16 protein-coding genes are annotated in these 17,910 nt (G+C 73.7%); 13 read left to right on the forward strand and 3 right to left on the reverse strand.

What is annotated here, in order from left to right; all coding sequences use genetic code 11:
- Positions 1-62: 62 nt before the first annotated feature.
- Entirely contained in the window at positions 63-728 is a 666-nt protein-coding gene (locus ACFWIC_RS33070) for an NAD(P)H-binding protein (RefSeq protein ID WP_329952554.1), read from the reverse strand.
- Positions 729-864: 136 nt separating this feature from the next.
- Here ACFWIC_RS33070 and dxr point away from each other — a divergent pair, with 136 nt between their 5' ends.
- The 5 genes from dxr to ACFWIC_RS33095 all read left to right on the forward strand — a co-directional run bounded on the left by dxr (position 865) and on the right by ACFWIC_RS33095 (position 6,501).
- Positions 865-2,109, forward strand: coding sequence for a 1-deoxy-D-xylulose-5-phosphate reductoisomerase (gene dxr, locus ACFWIC_RS33075; RefSeq protein ID WP_329952553.1), 1,245 nt, complete (start codon positions 865-867; stop codon positions 2,107-2,109).
- A 93-nt stretch (positions 2,110-2,202) separates the two neighbouring features.
- Positions 2,203-3,507 (forward strand): M50 family metallopeptidase, encoded by a 1,305-nt coding sequence (locus ACFWIC_RS33080; RefSeq protein ID WP_380520716.1) that lies wholly within the window; start codon positions 2,203-2,205, stop codon positions 3,505-3,507.
- A gap of 138 nt (positions 3,508-3,645) precedes the next feature.
- Entirely contained in the window at positions 3,646-4,806 is a 1,161-nt protein-coding gene (gene ispG, locus ACFWIC_RS33085; RefSeq protein WP_329877501.1) for a flavodoxin-dependent (E)-4-hydroxy-3-methylbut-2-enyl-diphosphate synthase, read from the forward strand.
- 134 nt (positions 4,807-4,940) lie between these two features.
- The gene (locus ACFWIC_RS33090; protein ID WP_329877503.1) at positions 4,941-5,834 is read left to right on the forward strand and encodes a GNAT family N-acetyltransferase; all 894 of its coding nucleotides are present in this window, start codon (positions 4,941-4,943) and stop codon (positions 5,832-5,834) included.
- Between the two features lie 88 nt (positions 5,835-5,922).
- Complete coding sequence (locus ACFWIC_RS33095) at positions 5,923-6,501, forward strand: GNAT family N-acetyltransferase (RefSeq protein ID WP_329877506.1); 579 nt, start codon at positions 5,923-5,925, stop codon at positions 6,499-6,501.
- Here ACFWIC_RS33095 and ACFWIC_RS33100 read toward each other — a convergent pair.
- Positions 6,474-7,397 carry an aminoglycoside phosphotransferase family protein gene (locus tag ACFWIC_RS33100; protein WP_380520717.1) on the reverse strand — a complete coding sequence of 308 codons (924 nt, stop codon included), beginning with the start codon at positions 7,395-7,397 and terminating at the stop codon, positions 6,474-6,476. The two genes, ACFWIC_RS33095 and ACFWIC_RS33100, sit on opposite strands and share 28 nt — an antisense overlap.
- A gap of 222 nt (positions 7,398-7,619) precedes the next feature.
- Positions 7,620-8,243, reverse strand: coding sequence for a ferritin-like domain-containing protein (locus ACFWIC_RS33105; protein ID WP_380361215.1), 624 nt, complete (start codon positions 8,241-8,243; stop codon positions 7,620-7,622).
- 840 nt (positions 8,244-9,083) lie between these two features.
- Here ACFWIC_RS33105 and rimP point away from each other — a divergent pair.
- From rimP to truB, 8 genes are all read left to right on the forward strand, one after another.
- Positions 9,084-9,668, forward strand: a complete 585-nt coding sequence (gene rimP / locus ACFWIC_RS33110) for a ribosome maturation factor RimP (protein WP_380361211.1) — start codon at positions 9,084-9,086, stop codon at positions 9,666-9,668.
- Positions 9,669-9,725: 57 nt separating this feature from the next.
- The gene (gene nusA / locus ACFWIC_RS33115) at positions 9,726-10,745 is read left to right on the forward strand and encodes a transcription termination factor NusA (protein WP_329877512.1); all 1,020 of its coding nucleotides are present in this window, start codon (positions 9,726-9,728) and stop codon (positions 10,743-10,745) included.
- A gap of 145 nt (positions 10,746-10,890) precedes the next feature.
- On the forward strand, positions 10,891-11,139 hold the full coding sequence (locus ACFWIC_RS33120) for a YlxR family protein (RefSeq protein WP_329877514.1): 249 nt from the start codon (positions 10,891-10,893) through the stop codon (positions 11,137-11,139).
- 251 nt (positions 11,140-11,390) lie between these two features.
- Positions 11,391-14,594 (forward strand): translation initiation factor IF-2, encoded by a 3,204-nt coding sequence (infB, locus tag ACFWIC_RS33125; protein WP_329877516.1) that lies wholly within the window; start codon positions 11,391-11,393, stop codon positions 14,592-14,594.
- 134 nt (positions 14,595-14,728) lie between these two features.
- Positions 14,729-15,025, forward strand: a complete 297-nt coding sequence (locus ACFWIC_RS33130; RefSeq protein ID WP_030397729.1) for a DUF503 domain-containing protein — start codon at positions 14,729-14,731, stop codon at positions 15,023-15,025.
- 153 nt (positions 15,026-15,178) lie between these two features.
- The gene (rbfA, locus tag ACFWIC_RS33135) at positions 15,179-15,622 is read left to right on the forward strand and encodes a 30S ribosome-binding factor RbfA (RefSeq protein WP_329877522.1); all 444 of its coding nucleotides are present in this window, start codon (positions 15,179-15,181) and stop codon (positions 15,620-15,622) included.
- 2 nt (positions 15,623-15,624) lie between these two features.
- A complete protein-coding gene (locus ACFWIC_RS33140; RefSeq protein ID WP_329952549.1) occupies positions 15,625-16,740 on the forward strand; it encodes a bifunctional oligoribonuclease/PAP phosphatase NrnA in 1,116 nt (371 codons plus the stop codon).
- 119 nt (positions 16,741-16,859) lie between these two features.
- Positions 16,860-17,798 carry a tRNA pseudouridine(55) synthase TruB gene (gene truB / locus ACFWIC_RS33145; protein ID WP_329952548.1) on the forward strand — a complete coding sequence of 313 codons (939 nt, stop codon included), beginning with the start codon at positions 16,860-16,862 and terminating at the stop codon, positions 17,796-17,798.
- The last annotated feature ends 112 nt before the right edge of the window (positions 17,799-17,910 follow it).

The following is a 17,910-nucleotide window of genomic DNA, read 5'->3' on the forward strand; positions in this document are numbered from 1 at the left end:
GCCCGACAGCCTTGTGCTGTCGGGCCCCTCGCACGTCCGGGGAGGAAGGGGTAACGGCGTGGTCAGTCGCGGCCGGCGGCGGCGGCGACGGCCTCCGCGACGGTCGCGTCGCCGGCGGTCAGTTCGAGGGTCTGCCCGGCGGTCGCCGGTTCGTGCAGCAGGGCGGCGAGGACGGCGGCGACGTCCTGCCGGTCGATCGCGCCGCGGCCGGTCGAGGGGGCGAGCCGGACCAGGCCGGTGCCCGGGCCGTCGGTGAGCCGCCCGGGGCGCAGCACCGTCCAGTCCAGCGCGGTGCGCGCCCGGACGGCGTCGTCGGCGGCGCCCTTGGCCCGCAGGTAGGTCTCGAAGACCTCGTCGTCGGGGTACGCCGCCCCGGCGTCGGCGCCCATCGAGGAGACGATCAGGTAGCGGCGGACGCCCGCGAGTTCGGCGGCGTCGGCGAGCAGGACGGCGGCGTCCCGGTCGACGGTGAGTTTGCGGTCGGCTCCGCTGCCCGGTCCGGCGCCGGCCGCGAAGACCACCGCGTCGGCGCCGGTGAGCAGGTCGGCGAGGGCGGCGGGGGTGGCGGTCTCCAGGTCGAGCAGTAGGGGTTCGGCCCCGGCGGCGGCCAGGTCCTCGGCCTGTTCGGGGCGGCGGATGATGCCGGCGGGCCGGTCGCCGTGGTCGGCGAGCAGCCGTTCGAGCCGGAGCGCGATCTGTCCGTGGCCTCCGGCGATGACGGTACGCATGGTTCCGACGGTAGCCCGGGAGTCCGTCCGGTGCCCGGGGAGCCGCCGGGGGATCCCCGGGCGGCCGGGAGCTCCGGAGCCGCGCGGGGACGGCCCGGCGTCCGGGGGAGACGGCCGGGCAGGACACAATGGGCGCATGACTTCGCTCGCCCACCCGCAGCTGCGGTTCACCCCCGAGGTGAACGACCCCTCCGGCCCCCGGGAGCTGGTGATCCTCGGGTCCACCGGTTCGATCGGTACCCAGGCCATCGACGTGGTGCGCCGTAACCCGGACCGGTTCCGGGTGGTCGCCCTGTCGGCGGCCGGCGGCCGGGTGGAACTGCTCGCCGAGCAGGCCCTGGAGCTGGGCGTGCACACCGTGGCGGTGGCCGATCCGGCGGCCGAGCCGGCGCTGCGCGAGGCCCTGGCGGCGAAGGCGGCGGGCCGTCCGCTGCCGGCCGTGCTGGCCGGTCCGGACGCGGCGACCGAGCTGGCGGGCGTGGAGTGCCACTCGGTGCTGAACGGCATCACCGGTTCGATCGGCCTGCGTCCGACGCTGGCGGCGCTGCGGGCCGGCCGGGTGCTGGTGCTGGCCAACAAGGAGTCGCTGATCGTCGGCGGTCCACTGGTGAAGGCGGTGGCCCGGCCGGGTCAGATCGTCCCGGTGGACTCCGAGCACGCCGCGCTGTTCCAGGCGCTGGCCGGCGGCACTCGGGCGGAGGTCCGCAAGCTGGTGGTGACGGCGAGCGGCGGTCCGTTCCGCAGCCGCAGCCGTGCGGAGCTGGCGGGTGTCACCCCGTCGGAGGCGCTGGCGCACCCGACCTGGGCGATGGGCCCGGTCGTCACGATCAACTCGGCCACCCTGGTGAACAAGGGCCTGGAGGTGATCGAGGCGCACCTGCTGTACGACGTGCCGTTCGACCGGATCGAGGTCGTGGTCCACCCGCAGTCGGTCGTCCACTCGATGGTGGAGTTCACGGACGGTTCCACGCTGGCCCAGGCGAGCCCGCCGGACATGCGGATGCCGATCGCGCTGGGCCTGGGCTGGCCGGACCGGGTGCCGGACGCGGCGTCGGCCTGTGACTGGACCAAGGCGGCGACCTGGGAGTTCTTCCCGCTGGACGACGAGGCCTTCCCGGCGGTGGAGCTGGCCCGCGAGGTGGGGACGCTGGGCGGGACGGCCCCGGCGGTCTTCAACGCGGCGAACGAGGAGTGTGTGGAGGCCTTCCTGGGCGGCCGTCTCGCCTTCACCGGAATCGTGGACACTGTTGCGAAGGTCGTGGCGGAGCACGGACAGTACGACGGTGGACGGCCGGCGACGGGAACTTCGCTGACGGTCGAGGACGTCCTGCACGCGGAGGACTGGGCGCGCGCCCGGGCCCGCGAGCTGGCGGCCGGCTGACGCCGGTCCCCGGACCGGACCCGGGTGACGGGGCCGACCGGGACGACCGGTACGACGACAGGATGAGCGGAGTGGCATGACGGAGGAGCAGCAGTGGCAACGGTGATGACGGTGGTCGGCATCCTGGTCTTCGCACTGGGGCTGCTGTTCTCGATCGCCTGGCACGAGCTCGGCCACCTCTCCACGGCCAAGCTGTTCGGCATCCGCGTGCCGCAGTACATGGTCGGCTTCGGCCCGACGATCTGGTCGCGGCGCAGGGGCGAGACCGAGTACGGCCTCAAGGCGGTTCCGCTGGGCGGGTACATCCGGATGATCGGGATGTTCCCGCCCGGTGCGGACGGGCGGATCACCCAGCGCAGTACCTCGCCCTGGCGGACGATGATCGAGGACGCCCGGGAGGCCTCGTACGAGGAGGTCGAGGAGGGCGACGAGACGCGGCTCTTCTACACGCGCAAGCCGTGGAAGCGCGTGATCGTGATGTTCGCCGGCCCGTTCATGAACCTGATCCTGGCCTTCGGGCTCTTCCTGACGGTGATGATGGGCTTCGGCGTCCCGATGTCCGTGCCGACCATCGGCACCGTCTCGGAGTGCGTGGTGAAGGCGGGGCAGCCCACCGACACCTGCCCGGCGGACGCGCTGCCGGCGCCGGCGTTCCAGGCGGGGCTGAAGCCGGGGGACAAGGTGATCTCCTTCGACGGCGACCGGATCACCGACTACGAACAGCTCCAGGCCGACATCCGGAAGTCGGCGGACAAGCGGGTGGAGCTGGTGGTGGAGCGGGACGGCAAGGAGCTGACCCTGAACCCCACCATCGCCGTCAACGACGTGCAGAAGTACGACGCCGAGGGCCTGCCGGTCAAGGGCGAGACGGTGCGGGCCGGTTTCCTCGGCTTCACGCCGGCCTCCGGCATCGTCCGGTTGGGCTTCGGGCAGTCCCTCGACCGGATGTACGACATGGCGGAGAACGGGGTGGAGTCGCTGGCGGCGCTGCCCGGCAAGGTCCCCGGTCTCTGGCACTCGGTGGTGGACGGGACGCCGCGCGAGGTCGATTCGCCGATCGGCATGGTCGGGGCGGCGCGGGTGAGTGGTGAGGTGTTCGCGCTCGACATCCCGGGCACCCAGCGGGTCGCCTACTTCGTGAACCTGCTCGCCGGGATCAACCTGTCGCTCTTCCTCTTCAACATGCTGCCGCTGCTGCCGCTGGACGGCGGTCACATCGCGGGCGCGGTCTGGGAGTCGATCCGCCGCCGGTTCGCACAGGTGTTCCGGCGGCCCGACCCGGGTCCGTTCGACGTGGCCCGGCTGATGCCGCTGGCGTACGTCGTGGCCAGCGTGTTCATCGGGTTCACTCTGCTGGTGCTGGTCGCCGACCTGGTGAACCCGGTCAAGATCAGTTAACCCGCCGGGACCGGTGGTGCACGGGTGCCGGTCCCGGTGCCGTACCGTTGGAGCCCGGGTGTGCGATCGTCGGCGCGCCCGGGTTCGGCCGTCTTCGACCGGGCCGACCACACCTCAACCCCGGGGAACCCTGCGCACATGACCGCGATCTCGCTCGGTATTCCGTCTCTGCCGCTCAAGCCGCTCGCCAAGCGCCGTGTCTCCCGTCAGATCATGGTCGGCAACGTACCGGTCGGTGGTGACGCTCCCGTCTCGGTGCAGTCCATGACCACCACCCTGACCTCGGACATCAACGCCACGCTGCAGCAGATCGCGGAGCTGACCGCCTCCGGCTGCCAGATCGTGCGGGTCGCCGTCCCGTCGCAGGACGACGCGGACGCCCTGCCGATCATCGCCAGGAAGTCGCAGATCCCGGTGATCGCCGACATCCACTTCCAGCCGAAGTACGTCTTCGCCGCGATCGACGCCGGCTGTGCGGCGGTGCGGGTCAACCCTGGCAACATCAAGGCGTTCGACGACAAGGTCGGCGAGATCGCCAAGGCCGCCGGGGCCGCCGGCGTGCCGATCCGGATCGGCGTCAACGCCGGCTCGCTCGACAAGCGCCTGCTGGAGAAGTACGGCCGGGCCACCCCCGAGGCGCTGGTCGAGTCCGCGCTCTGGGAGTGCTCGCTCTTCGAGGAGCACGACTTCCGCGACATCAAGATCTCGGTCAAGCACAACGACCCGGTCGTGATGATCAACGCCTACCGCCAGCTCGCGGCCGCCTGCGACTACCCGCTGCACCTCGGTGTCACCGAGGCCGGCCCCGCCTTCCAGGGCACCATCAAGTCCGCGGTCGCGTTCGGTGCGCTGCTCGCCGAGGGCATCGGCGACACCATCCGGGTCTCGCTGTCCGCCCCGCCGGCCGAGGAGATCAAGGTCGGCAACCAGATCCTGGAGTCCCTCGGCCTGCGCGAGCGCGGCCTGGAGATCGTCTCCTGCCCGTCCTGCGGCCGCGCCCAGGTGGACGTCTACAAGCTCGCCGAGGAGGTCACCGCCGGCCTGGAGGGCATGGAGGTGCCGCTGCGCGTCGCCGTCATGGGCTGCGTCGTCAACGGTCCGGGCGAGGCCCGCGAGGCCGACCTCGGCGTCGCCTCCGGCAACGGCAAGGGCCAGATCTTCGTCAAGGGCGAGGTCATCAAGACCGTCCCCGAGTCGAAGATCGTGGAGACCCTGATCGAGGAGGCCCTCAAGCTCGCCGAGCAGATGCAGGCCGCGGGCGTCGAGTCCGGTGCGCCGACCGTCATCGCCGGAGAGTGACCGGCCCTGGTGCCCGGTAGTTCGCCGTTCTTCCGGAAGCGGGGCCGTCCGTGCGCGGACGGCCCCGCGGCCGTAGCCGGGTGGGGCCGGGGAGTAGGGTGCGGCCAGAGTCGTCTCAGTAAGGTGCTGTCTCGATGCTCGATCGAGGTGTGATGCTCCCCAGCTCGTTCCAGGCCGCCCGCGCCCTGGCGACCACTCGCGTACTGGAGCCGTCGGACCTCGCCGACGCTCTCGCGGTGCTCCGCCGGGACCCGGTCGCCAACGCCTTCGTCGCCACCCGGGTGGAGACGGTCGGCCTCGATCCCTGGCGCCTCGGCGGCGAGATGTGGGGCTGGTACGACGAGCGCGGCGAACTCGACGCGCTCTGCTACGCCGGCGCCAACCTCGTGCTGGTCGAAGCCGGACCGCAGGCCGTCCAGGCGTTCGCCGAGCGGGCCCGCCGTCAGGGCCGCCGCTGCTCCTCCGTCGTCGGCCCGGCCGGCCCCACCGCCGCCCTCTGGGCCCTGCTGGAGCGCAGCTGGGGCCCGGCCCGGGAGGTCCGTGCCCACCAGCCGCTGCTGGCCACGGCCGTGCCGTCCGCGGAGATCGCCCCCGACCCGCTGGTGCGGCGGGTGCGGCGGGACGAGGTCGAGACGCTGATGCCGGCCTGCGTGGCGATGTTCACGGAGGAGGTCGGCGTCTCCCCGCTGGCCGGTGACGGCGGGCTGCTCTACCAGGCCCGGGTCGGTGAACTCGTCGCCTCGGGACGCTCCTTCGCCCGCTTCGACGAGGACGGCGAGGTGGTGTTCAAGGCCGAGATCGGAGCGGTCACCGAGGGCGCCTGCCAGATCCAGGGCGTCTGGGTGGCCCCCGGGCACCGCGGTCGCGGCCACTCCGAGACGGGTATGGCGGCCGTCCTCGACATCGCCCTGCGCGAGATCGCCCCGGTCGCCTCGCTCTACGTCAACGACTACAACCTGCGGGCCCGCGCGGCCTACCGCCGGGTCGGCTTCCGCGAGGTCGGCGCGTTCATGAGCGTGCTGTTCTGACCGGCGCCGTGGCACCGGGAACCGCCCGGCGGACCGGCGTCCCCGACCCGGCCCGCGCGCGGGCCGGACGGGTAGTAACGTCCGGGTCATGGATCAGCTGACCGGGGTGACGATCGAGGCCATCGACCTTGCGGCGTGGGCTCCGCAGGCGCTCGATGTCCAGGCTGTGGCGTTCGGGCTGACGCCCGAGGAGGTCATGGTCCGGCTGCACATCGTCGGCCGGCACGCGCAGCAGCCCGGGGTCGTCGCGCTGGGCGCGCTGAGCGGCGGCCGGCTGGTCGGCTTCGGGTACGGCATGCCCAACCGGCGCGAGCACTGGTGGAGTTCGGTGATCGAGCCCTACCTGGTCGCCCGGGGCCACGGCGACTGGCTGGACGGGGTGTTCGCCATCACCGAGCTGCACGTGCTGCCGGAGTTCCAGGGCCGCGGCGTCGGCTCCGCGCTGATCCGCACCCTCTGCGAGCGGTCCGGGCTGGACCGCAGCATCCTCTCCGCGATCGACGCCGAGACGCCCGCCCGCCGGCTCTACCGCGCGCTCGGCTACCGGGACCTCGCCCGCGCGGTGCACTTCCCGAACACCGACCGGCTCTACGCGGTGATGGGCGCCCGGCTGCCGTTGCAGGCACCGACCGGATCGGCTCAGAGCGCGCCCGCGAACTCCAGGTAGAGCTCGGCGTCCGGCCGGCGGTCGGCCGCCAGGGCGCCCAGCCCCAGTTCGACGGCGCGCACGAGGGTCCAGCCGCGCAGCCGCTCCCGGTCGACCTCCAGCGCGTCGGCGAGCTGGTGCAGCCGGCGCCGGACGGCGGCCGGCACGCCCGGCGAACCGATCAGGGTGTCCGCCCGGTCCAGCGTCAGCCGGGCCAGGTCGTAGGCGCGTTCGCCGGCCAGTGGCCGCGGGTCGATCGTCAGCCAGGGGGCCCGGTCGGCGGCGAGCACGTTGCCGTGGTGGAAGTCGCCGTGCAGCAGGAACTCCTCGGTGGCCGAGGCGGTCAGCCCTTCGGCGGTCTCCAGCGCCTCGGTGACGAGGGTGTCGGCCTCCCCGGCGCCGGGCAGCCCGCGGTGCCGGTGCAGGGCCTCGGCGGTGCCCGCCGTCCGGTCGGCGAGCAGCGGGAAGGGGTGGCCCTCGGGGAGCGGCACCCAGAGCCGGTGCAGCAGGCTGGTCGCCTCCAGCATCGCCTTCGGTTCGGCCAGCGAGCGGAGCGGGATCTCGCCGTGCAGCCGCTCCAGCAGGAGCACCCCCTCGGCGGGGTCGGCCTCCAGCAGCAGGACGGCGCCGCGGCCGGCCCACACGGCGAGGGCGTCGGGTTCGCGGGCGGTCTCGGGGGTCCGGAGACCGATCTTGAGGACGGCGGGGGAGAGGTCGTCGCGGTGGACGTAGGCGACCAGGCTCAGGCTGCCGCCCGGGTCGAGGATCCTCTCCAGCGTGAGTTCCCGGCGGGCGAGTTGCGCCGCCACCCGGTCGGGCAGCTCCGCCACCCAGCGCCGTCCCTCCTCGCCCCGGCCGGCGACGACGCTCCGCGCCAGCCACGCGGGGACGCTGATCTGCCCTGGTGCTGCCGACATGCTGGCCTTCCGGTAGCCGTTCCCCCGTGGTGTTACCCGTCCATTGTCGACCATGGGGCCGAAACCGCAGGTCAGTGCTGCGGGCGGGGGTGGGCCGGAGCCGCCCGGGCGGCGGTGAAGGCGCAGGTCGGCGGGGGTGGGGCGACGCACGGCGGCGTGCGGCGGCGTGCGGCGGGGACAGGGGGGGACAGGCGGGGGACGGGCCCGGACGGCGGGGACGGGTCAGGCGGTGGCCGAGGCCGCCGCGGTCGGGGAGGCGCTCCCGGGGGCCGTCGGGGACGCGGTGCCGTCGGGCTCGGGGATGCCGGGGAACGCCGTGGGCGCGGCGCCCCAGCGACGGGCGCGGAGGGCGCACTCGCGCAGCGCGTCGGTGGCGGTGGCCCGCCGGGGGGTGGCGACGGCCGCGACCAGGTCGGCGTAGACGCCGGCGAGCCGGGTCTCGACGTGGGCGGCCAGCCGGGCGGCGCCCGCCGCGTCGGTGACGGCGAACGGCAGCTGGTAGCCGGCCGCCGCGGCACTCGGGGTGGCACCGGCCGCGCCGAGCAGCCGCTGCCAGGCGTCCCGCCGGGCCTGGTGCGCGGCGAGCGCGGTACGGGCGTCGGCGCGCTGCTGGTCGTCGGGCAGGCGGGCGCCGACGACGCCGTAGCCGTAGATCGCGGCGTGCTCGGCGCCGAGCGCGGTCTGGAACGCGGCGACCGCCTCGGTGGCGACGGGCGTGCCGGAAGCCGTCGCGGCGGGTTCGGGGCTGCCGGACCCGGTCGAGGCGGACCCGGTGGGCGGGTCGGTCGGCGCCGGGGCCGGGACGGTCGGCGGAGGGGTGTCCCCGAGGGCGACGGCGTGCAGCACCCCGGCCGTGGAGACCGAGGCGAGCAGCCGGGCCAGCTGCGGGGAGGCGGCGCCGAGGTCGGCCAGCCTGGCCTGGGCGGTCTGCCGCTCCAGCGAGGCGAGCGCGGCGGCGCTGGTCACGGCGGTGCCGGTGGTGCCCGTGGTGCCGGTCGCACCGGGGGAGGCGGAGGAGGCGGACGCCGTGGGAGCGGCGGACCCGGAACCGGACGGGCCGGCCACGCCGGACGGACTGGACGAGGCCTCCGGCAGTCCGGCGGCCAGCGCGGCCCGGTGCTGGACGACCTCGGCGCGCAACGGCTGGAGCTGCGCCGCCTGCCCGGCGCCGGGCGCGGCGAGCAGCGCGTCGTACCCGGCGAGCAGCGCGTCGGTGGCGGCGACGGCGCGCAGCCGGACGGGCTCGTCCGGGTCGGGGCGGCGGTGCTCGCCGGCGGTGCCGCCGGTGCCGGCGTCCGGCCCGTCCGTACAGGCGGTGAGGGCTCCGCCGGCGGCGAGGAGCAGCCCGAGGGCCAGGAAGGTCCGTCGGCTGGGCGGCTGCATCGGCGTCACTCCGGGGCGTGTACGGGAGGACGGCCTGCCCGCCTGCCCTCGTTGGCGTGAATGATTACAGAATCCTCACGTCCCCGGGCGGGGATTGCGTTGCCGGTCGGGGCGCGGGGCCGGTGTGACCTTGCTCGCACCGGGTGCGGGCCGGGCGGGCGCACGGGTCCGGAATCGGTGGTTGGGCGCTTCACCGGTTACGCTTTGGGCCGAGCTGCCGAGACCCGGCGTGCGCCGGACCGGCGCCCGGGAAGGCGGCGCGCCCTTCCGACAACAGCACACGCGGCCGAGGAGTCCACCCGGATGAGCACCACCCACACCGACCGGCTGCGTGCGTTGCTGGAGCCGCTGGCCGCGCAGGCGGGCCTGGACCTGGAGGACGTGAAGGTCACCCAGGCGGGCAACCGCCGGCAGGTCCAGATCGACGTGGACGCCGACGGCGGCGTGGACCTGGACGCCATCGCGGAGTTCAGCCGCGTGGTCGGCGAGGCCCTGGACGAGTCGGACGTGATGGGCGCCGGCGCGTACGTGCTGGAGGTCGGTTCGCCGGGTGCCGAGCGTCCGCTGGGCGCACCGCGGCACTGGATCCGCGCCGAGGGCCGACTGGCCAAGATCAACCTGGTCGACGGCGGGGAGATCGTCGCCCGGGTGCTGTCGGCCGACGAGGACGGCGCACTGGTCGAGGTGCAGCCCGTGAAGGGCCGCGGCCGGCCCAAGGAGCGCCGTCTGGAGTACACCGAGGTCGACCGGGCGCGCGTCCAGGTGGAGTTCAACCGCAAGGACGAGCAGCTTCTCGACGAGACCCCGGACTTCGCGGACGACGCGGACGACGCGGACGACGCCCTGGCGGGCGACTCCTCGGAGGAGGGGGACGACGGTGCGCAGTGACGACCTTCGCACCGACCGCACCATGATGAACGTGACGAAAGACGAGGAGGCGTAGCCGTGGACATCGACATGAGTGCCCTGCGCGCGCTGAGCAGCGAGAAGAACATCCCCTTCGACCTGGTGGTCGAGTCGATCGAGTCGGCCCTCCTCACCGCGTACCACCGCACCGAGGGCTCGCGCCGCCGGGCCCGGGTCGACCTGGACCGCAGGTCCGGCCACGTGACCGTGTGGGCCACCGAGGACCCGGCGGAGCTGGACGAGGGCGTCGAGCCCAAGGAGTTCGACGACACCCCGAACGGCTTCGGCCGGATCGCGTCCAGCATCGGCATGCAGGTGATGCTGCAGCGGCTGCGCGACGCCGCCGACGACCAGACGTTCGGTGAGTACGCCGGCAAGGAGGGCGACATCGTCACCGGTGTCGTCCAGCAGGGCAACGACCCGAAGAACGTGCTGGTCGACATCGGCAAGCTGGAGGCCATCCTGCCGCCGCAGGAGCAGGTCCCGGGCGAGGACTACCGGCACGGCACCCGGCTCAAGTGCTACGTCGTGGCGGTCCGCCGGGGCGTCCGCGGTGCGTCGGTGACGCTGTCCCGGACCCACCCGAGCCTGGTCAAGAAGCTGTTCGCGCTGGAGGTCCCGGAGATCGCGGACGGCAGCGTGGAGATCGCGGCGATCGCCCGCGAGGCCGGCCACCGCACCAAGATCGCGGTCTGGTCGCGCCGCCAGGGCCTGAACGCCAAGGGCGCCTGCATCGGCCCGATGGGCTCCCGGGTGCGCGCGGTGATGGGCGAGCTGCACGGCGAGAAGATCGACATCGTCGACTGGTCGGAGGACCCACGCGAGATGGTCGCCGCCGCGCTGTCCCCCGCGCGGGTGACGAGCGTGGAGATCGTGGACCTCCAGCAGCGCTCCGCACGGGTGATCGTGCCGGACTACCAGCTGTCGCTGGCGATCGGCAAGGAAGGGCAGAACGCCCGCCTCGCCGCCCGTCTCACCGGCTGGCGGATCGACATCCGTCCGGACACCGAGGGCCAGCCCGAGGGCCGTTCCGAGGCCGGCGACCGGGCCGGTGACTGACCGCGGTTCTGCCGGCCGGTCGGTACCGCACGAGCCCCCCGCGGATCCTCCCCGGATCGGCGGGGCGGCGCCATGTCCCTCCGGAGGGGTAGACTTGCCTTCGTCTGGCCGGACGCACGTCCGAGCACGCCCGGAACGCACCTGCGTGGGCTGCCGAAAGCGCGCGGCCAAGCACCTGCTGTTGCGTGTCACGGCGGTCGAGGGCGTCTGCGTCCCCGACCCCCGTGGCGCACTGCCGGGCCGGGGCGCTCACCTGCACCCCGAACCGGCCTGCCTCGACCTCGCGGTCCGCAGACGGGCGTTCCCCCGGGCCTTCCGGCTCCAGGGCACGCTCGACACCGAGCGGATCCGCGAGTACCTCGGGGAACGGGCGGGCGACACCCCGGAGCCCTGAGCTTCCCAGGCCAGGTCCGGTGGGGCACCCCCTCGTCACGGCCGCCGCTCGCGCGGCGGAGAACCACCGCAACAAGCACGGCGGGCGGGCAGCCGCACGCCGTGCCACCAGTCAGGTACCTCGCGATGTGGAAGTAGGTCGAGATTGCGATGAGCACTCGATGAGTACGCGATGAGTACGCGATGGGTACGCCCATGAAGTAGCGACGGTCCGGCGGACGAGACACCCCGGACTCATAGATCAGGAGTGAAGTGGCTAAGGTCCGGGTTTACGAACTCGCCAAGGAGCTCGGTTTGGAGAGCAAGGCCGTGATGGCCAAGCTCACCGAGTTGGGTGAGTTCGTCCGTTCGGCGTCCTCGACCATCGAGGCGCCGGTCGTACGCAAGTTGACTGACGCGCTGGGAGTGGCCCCCACCGGTGGGGGCTCCGCTGCCAAGCCGGGCCCGCGGAAGCCCGCGGCGCCCCAGCCCACCGGTGGCGCCGCCGCCGGTGCGGCCGCACCCAGGCCGGGTGGGCCCACCCCGGGACCGCGCCCTGCCGCGACCCCGGGTCCCCGTCCGGCCCCGGCCGCCGCGGCTCCCGCCGCCCCGGCCGCCCCCGCAACCCCCGCCGCCGCGCCCAAGCCGGCCGGCGCCCCCGCTCCGGGCCCGCGCCCGGCGCGTCCGGCCGCTCCCGCGGCCCCGGCCGCCCCGGCGGCCGAGTTCTCCTCGCCCGCCCCGGTGTCCGGCGAGACCCAGGCCCCGCGCCCGGCCTCGCAGGCCCCGCAGGCCCCGCGTTCGGCGGGTGCCCCGGCCGGTGGCGGCAGCGCCCCCGCCGGTGGCAGCGCCCGTCCGGGCCCGCGTCCGGCCGGCCCGCGTCCGGGCAACAACCCGTTCACCTCGGGCAGTGCGACCGGCATGGCCCGCCCCGGTGACCGTCGTCCGGCCGCGCCCGGTGCGCGTCCGGCCGGTCCGGGTGGCCAGGGCGGCGACCGTCCGCGTCCCGGTGGCGACCGTCCGGCCCGTCCGGGTGCCGGTGCTCCCGGTGGTGGCGCTCCCCGTCCGGGTGGCGACCGTCCGCAGCGTCCCGGTGGCGCTCCCGGTGCCGGTGGTGCCCCGCGCCCCGGCGGCGACCGTCCGCAGCGTCCCGGTGGCGCTCCCGGTGCCCCGGGTGCCGGTGCCCCCCGTCCGGGTGGCGCCCCGCGTCCCGACGGCATGCCGCGTCCGGCCGGCCCGCGTCCGACCCCGTCGGGCATGCCGCGTCCGAACCCGGGCATGATGCCGCAGCGTCCGGCCGGTCCGGGCCCGCGTCCCGGCCCCGGTGGCCGTGGTCCGGGTGGCCCCGGTGGCCGTCCGGGTGGTCCGGGTGGTGCCGGTGGCGCCCGTCCCGGTTTCGCCGGTCGTCCGGCAGGTCCGGGCTCGCGTCCGGCCGGTGGCGGCTTCGGCGGCCCCCGTCCCGGTGGCGGTGCCCCGGGTGGCGGCGGCGGTTTCGGCCCGCGTCCGGGTGGCTTCGGCGGCCGTCCCGGTGGCCCGGGTGCCCGTGGTGGCACGCAGGGTGCCTTCGGCCGTGGCCCCGGTGGCCGTCCGGCCCGTGGTCGCAAGTCGAAGCGGGCGAAGCGCCAGGAGTACGAGGCCATGCAGGCCCCGTCCGTCGGCGGTGTGATGCTGCCTCGCGGCAACGGTCAGACCGTTCGCCTGTCGAGCGGCGCCTCGCTGATGGACTTCGCGGAGAAGATCAACGCCAACCCGGCCGCGCTCGTCTCCGTCATGTTCAACCTCGGTGAGATGGTCACCGCGACCCAGTCGGTCTCCGACGCCACGCTGCAGCTGCTGGCGGACGAGATGGGCTTCGTCCTGGAGATCGTCAGCCGGGACGACGAGGACCGCGAGCTGCTGGAGTCGTTCGACATCGACTTCGGTGCCGACGAGGGCGACGAGGACCAGCTGGCCGCGCGCCCGCCGGTCGTCACCGTCATGGGTCACGTCGACCACGGTAAGACCCGACTGCTGGACGCGATCCGCAAGTCGAACGTGGTGGCCGGCGAGGCCGGTGGCATCACCCAGCACATCGGTGCCTACCAGGTGGCGACGACGGTGAACGGCGAAGAGCGCCCGATCACCTTCCTCGACACCCCGGGTCACGAGGCGTTCTCCGCCATGCGTGCCCGTGGTGCCAAGTCCACCGACATCGCGATCCTGGTGGTCGCGGCCAACGACGGTGTCATGCCGCAGACGGTCGAGGCGCTCAACCACGCCAAGGCCGCGGGTGTGCCGATCGTGGTCGCCGTCAACAAGATCGACGTCGACGGCGCCGACCCGACCAAGGTCCGCGGTCAGCTGACCGAGTTCGGTCTGGTGGCCGAGGAGTACGGCGGCGACACCATGTTCGTCGACATCTCCGCGCGCCAGGGTCTCAACATCGACCAGCTGCTGGAGGCCGTGGTCCTCACCGCGGACGCCTCGCTCGACCTGCGGGCCAACCCCGACCAGGACGCGCAGGGCATCGCCATCGAGGCCCACCTCGACAAGGGCCGCGGCGCCATGGCGACCGTGCTCGTGCAGCGCGGTACCCTCCGCGTCGGCGACTCGATCGTGGTCGGCGACGCCTACGGCCGCGTCCGCGCGATGCTGGACGAGAACGGCAACAGCGTCGCCGAGGCCGGCCCGTCCCGCCCGGTGCTGCTGCTCGGTCTGACCTCGGTGCCCCGCGCCGGCGACAGCTTCATCGTCGTCGACGAGGACCGCACCGCCCGCCAGATCGCCGAGAAGCGCTCGGCCCGTGACCGCAACGCCGCCTTCGCGCAGCGTCGGGTCCGGGTGTCCCTGGAGGACCTGGACAAGGCCATCGCCGCCGGCTCCATCGAGCAGCTCAACCTCATCATCAAGGGTGACGTCTCCGGTTCGGTCGAGGCCCTTGAGGACGCCCTCGTCAAGCTGGACGTCGGCGAGGAGGTCGAGCTCCGGGTCCTGCACCGCGGTGTGGGTGCCATCACCGAGTCCGACGTGGACCTGGCGATGGGCTCGGACGCCATCATCATCGGCTTCAACGTGCGCGCGGAGGGTCGTGCGCGCGCCGCGGCCGACAAGGAAGGCGTGGACGTCCGGTACTACTCGGTCATCTACCAGGCGATCGAGGAGATCGAGAACGCCCTCAAGGGCATGCTCAAGCCGGAGTACGAGGAGGTTCGCCTCGGCTCCGCGGAGATCCGCGAGGTGTTCCGCTCCTCCAAGTTCGGCAACATCGCCGGTGTCCTGGTCCGCGAGGGCCTGCTGCGCCGCAACGCCAAGGCCCGCCTCATCCGCGACGGCAAGGTCGTGGCGGAGAGCCTCACCATCGAGGGTCTGCGCCGCTTCAAGGACGACGCGACCGAGGTCCGCGAGGGCTTCGAGGCCGGTGTCACGCTCGGTTCGTTCAACGACATCAAGGTCGAGGACGTCATCGAGACCTACGAGATGCGCGAGAAGCCGCGCGCGTAAGCGAGTGGTGTCCGGGGCCGGTCGGCGGGTGGAATTCCCGTCGACCGGCCCCGGTCTCGCTGTGTAGGGTCCTCGTAGACCAGCCCGCTCCCGGGCTGTCACCGAGGCCTTCAGGTCGGCTGGACCTGTCACACATGTTCGTGGGAACACTCACCTTCGACCTGCTGCTGGGCGACGTCCACTCGCTCAAGGAGAAACGGTCGATCGTACGGCCCATCGTGGCCGAACTGCAGCGCAAGTACAGCGTGTGCGCTGCCGAGACCGGGAACCAGGATCTGCACCGCAGGGCCGAGATCGGCCTCGCGGTGGTGTCCGGCGAAGCCGGGTACGTCACCGAGATCCTGGACAGCTGTGAGCGGTTGGTCGCCGGCCGCCCCGAGGTTCAGCTGCTCTCCGCCAGGAGGCGCTACCACAACGACGACGACGAATGAGATCTGCGGAGCAGACCGGCGCGAGTCGCCGTTCTCACACAGATCAGGACCGAGAGCGCCCACAAGGCTGGGCGCGGGCCGGTACTTTGGGGCTGGGGCCCCGACGGGCGCGCAACATGCCCGACCACCCGGCCCACTGCACGAGGAGGCAACGTGACCGACACCGCAAGGGCGCGCAAGCTCGCCGACCGCATCCAGGTGGTCGTCGCCCAGACCCTGGAACGGCGGATCAAGGACCCCCGGCTGGGGTTCGTGACCATCACCGACGCACGGGTGACCGGCGACCTGCGCGAGGCCACCGTCTTCTACACCGTCTACGGTGACGACACCGAGCGCGAGGCCACGGCCGCCGCGCTGGAGAGCGCCAAGGGCGTGCTCCGCTCCGAGGTCGGCAAGCAGACCGGGGTGCGCTTCACCCCGACGCTGACCTTCATCGCGGACGCCCTGCCGGAGAACGCCCGGAACATCGACGACCTGCTCGACCGGGCCAGGGCCATCGACGCGGCGGTGCGCACCACCGCCGCGGGCGCGGTCTACGCCGGTGACGCGGACCCGTACAAGGTTCCGGCGTCCGAGCGTGACGACGAGGACGAGTAGTCATGGCGGGTGAGCCGGCGGAGGCCGGTTCGACAACCGGCACGACCACGGCCGGTACGGCCACGGGGGCATCCTCCACCGACACGGTGGAGGGTGCCCTCGCGGTGCTTCCGGGACCGCGTGCCGAGGAGAGCGGTTTCGAGCTGGTGTGGCAGCAGGTGGTCGCGGAGATCGGGCGGGCCCGCTCCGTCGACCTGATCTGCCACATCTGCCCGGACGGCGACGCGCTCGGTTCCGCCCTGGCGGCCGGGCTGGCGCTGCGCGGCCTCGGCAAGGAGGTGCGGGTCTCCTTCGGTGACGACCCGCAGGTCGTGCCCGAGTCGCTGGCCTTCCTGCCCGGCCGGGAGCTGATCGTGCCGGCCTCCGAGGTGCCCGAGGCCCCGGACCTGGTGCTCTGCTTCGACGTCGCCGCGGAGAGCCGGCTGGGGCTGCTGCACGGGAAGGCCTTCGCGGCGCCCGTGCTGGTGGTCTTCGACCACCACGCCTCCAACCCCGGGTTCGGAACCCACCAGTTGATCGACCCGGGTGCCCCGGCCACCGCCGTCCTGGTGGACGAGCTGCTGCGCCGGCTCGGCGTCGAACTCGACCAGGACCTGGCCACCTGCCTCTACACCGGGGTCGCCACCGACACCGGCTCGTTCAAGTACCGGGCCACCACGCCCGCCACCCACGAACTCGCCGCGCGGCTGCTGGCCACCGGCATCCGGCAGGACCTCATCTCGCGGCAGCTGTGGGACACCTCCTCCTTCGGCTACCTCAAGGTGCTGGCCGGTGCGCTCGACCGGGCCGTCTACGAGCCGGCCGCGGCCGGCGGGCTCGGCCTGGTGTGGACCTGGGTGCCCTACCAGGACCTGGTGCTGTTCAGTGTCACCGTCGAGGAGATCGAGGGCCTGATCGACATCCTGCGCCGCCCGGCCGAGGCCGAGGTGGCGCTGGTGCTCAAGCAGGACCCGGACGGCACGCTGCGCGGCTCCTCGCGCTCCAAGGGCGCGGTGGACGTCGCGGCGGCCTGCACCGCGCTCGGCGGCGGCGGGCACACCTTCGCGGCCGGTTTCTCCGTCCGGGAGGATGTCACCGCGGTGGTGGAGCGGTTCCGGGGCGCGCTGCGGCCCGTGTGACCGGCCGCCGTGGGGACGGCGCGCGGGGCGCCGGGGGGCGGTCCGGCACGGCCGGCCCGTTCGGCCGGCCCGGACGCGGCCCGTCCCGTGTAGTTGACCATCCTTAGAGAAAGAACTTGATGAAGCGCAAAGGCACCGGTCCGGACGGCCTGGTCATCGTCGACAAGCCGGAGGGCATCACCTCGCACGGGGTGGTCGCCAAGCTGCGGTGGTTGGCCGGGACGCGGAAGGTCGGCCACGCCGGCACCCTCGACCCGATGGCCACCGGCGTGCTGGTGATCGGGGTCGAACGGGCCACCCGGCTGCTCGGCCACCTGATGCTCACCGCCAAGACCTACGAGGCCACCGTCCGGCTCGGTCAGACCACCGTCACCGACGACCGGGAGGGCGACGTCACCGCCTCCGCCCCGGCCGACGCGGTGCGCCGGGAGGACATCGACTCCGGGATCGCCGCCCTCACCGGCGAGATCATGCAGGTGCCGTCCAAGGTCAGTGCGATCAAGATCGACGGCAAGCGGTCGTACGCGCGCGTGCGCGAGGGCGAGGACTTCGAGCTGGCCGCCCGACCGACCACGATCCACTCCTTCACCGTCCACGAGCAGCGCGCCGCCGTCGCCGAGGACGGCACGCCGGTGATCGACCTGGACGTCACCGTGGAGTGCTCCTCCGGCACCTACATCCGGGCGCTGGCCCGCGACCTCGGAGCGGCGCTCGGCGTCGGAGGCCACCTGACCGCGCTGCGGCGCACCCGGGTCGGCCCGTACGGGGTGGAGTCGGCGCGGACCCTGGAGGAGCTGGAGGAGGCGGTCACCGGGGGCTCCGACGGCTCCGGCGCGCCGCTGGAGGTGCTGCCGATCGGCGAGGCCGCCGCAGCGGCCTTCCCGCGCTGGGACCTCGACGCCGACCAGGCGAAGCAGCTGTCGCACGGCGCCCGGCTGAAGGCACCGGGCCTGGACGTGGACGGGCCGATCGCGGTGTTCGGGCCGGACGGCGGGTTCCTCGCGCTGGTGGAGGAGAAGGGCGGCCAGGCCAGGCCGGTCGCCGTCTTCGTGGGCTGAGGACGGCCCGGGGCAGGGCCCCGGAATCGCCGGGCCCTCGGGCTCGGGGCTTCCGGGGTTCCGTGCTTTCCGGCCACGGTCTCTCGGCGACCGGTCGTGCGAGGCGGAGGGG

Source organism: Kitasatospora sp. NPDC127035 (assembly GCF_042726075.1).
Lineage (GTDB): Bacteria > Actinomycetota > Actinomycetes > Streptomycetales > Streptomycetaceae > Kitasatospora.

Coding starts and splice junctions, on each gene's coding strand:
- ACFWIC_RS33070 (WP_329952554.1), bottom strand. CDS start 728: ATGCGTACCGTCATCGCCGGAGGCCACGGACAGATCGCGCTCCGGCTC.
- dxr (WP_329952553.1), top strand. CDS start 865: ATGACTTCGCTCGCCCACCCGCAGCTGCGGTTCACCCCCGAGGTGAAC.
- ispG (WP_329877501.1), top strand. CDS start 3,646: ATGACCGCGATCTCGCTCGGTATTCCGTCTCTGCCGCTCAAGCCGCTC.
- ACFWIC_RS33090 (WP_329877503.1), top strand. CDS start 4,941: ATGCTCGATCGAGGTGTGATGCTCCCCAGCTCGTTCCAGGCCGCCCGC.
- ACFWIC_RS33095 (WP_329877506.1), top strand. CDS start 5,923: ATGGATCAGCTGACCGGGGTGACGATCGAGGCCATCGACCTTGCGGCG.
- ACFWIC_RS33100 (WP_380520717.1), bottom strand. CDS start 7,397: ATGTCGGCAGCACCAGGGCAGATCAGCGTCCCCGCGTGGCTGGCGCGG.
- rimP (WP_380361211.1), top strand. CDS start 9,084: ATGAGCACCACCCACACCGACCGGCTGCGTGCGTTGCTGGAGCCGCTG.
- ACFWIC_RS33130 (WP_030397729.1), top strand. CDS start 14,729: ATGTTCGTGGGAACACTCACCTTCGACCTGCTGCTGGGCGACGTCCAC.
- ACFWIC_RS33140 (WP_329952549.1), top strand. CDS start 15,625: ATGGCGGGTGAGCCGGCGGAGGCCGGTTCGACAACCGGCACGACCACG.
- truB (WP_329952548.1), top strand. CDS start 16,860: ATGAAGCGCAAAGGCACCGGTCCGGACGGCCTGGTCATCGTCGACAAG.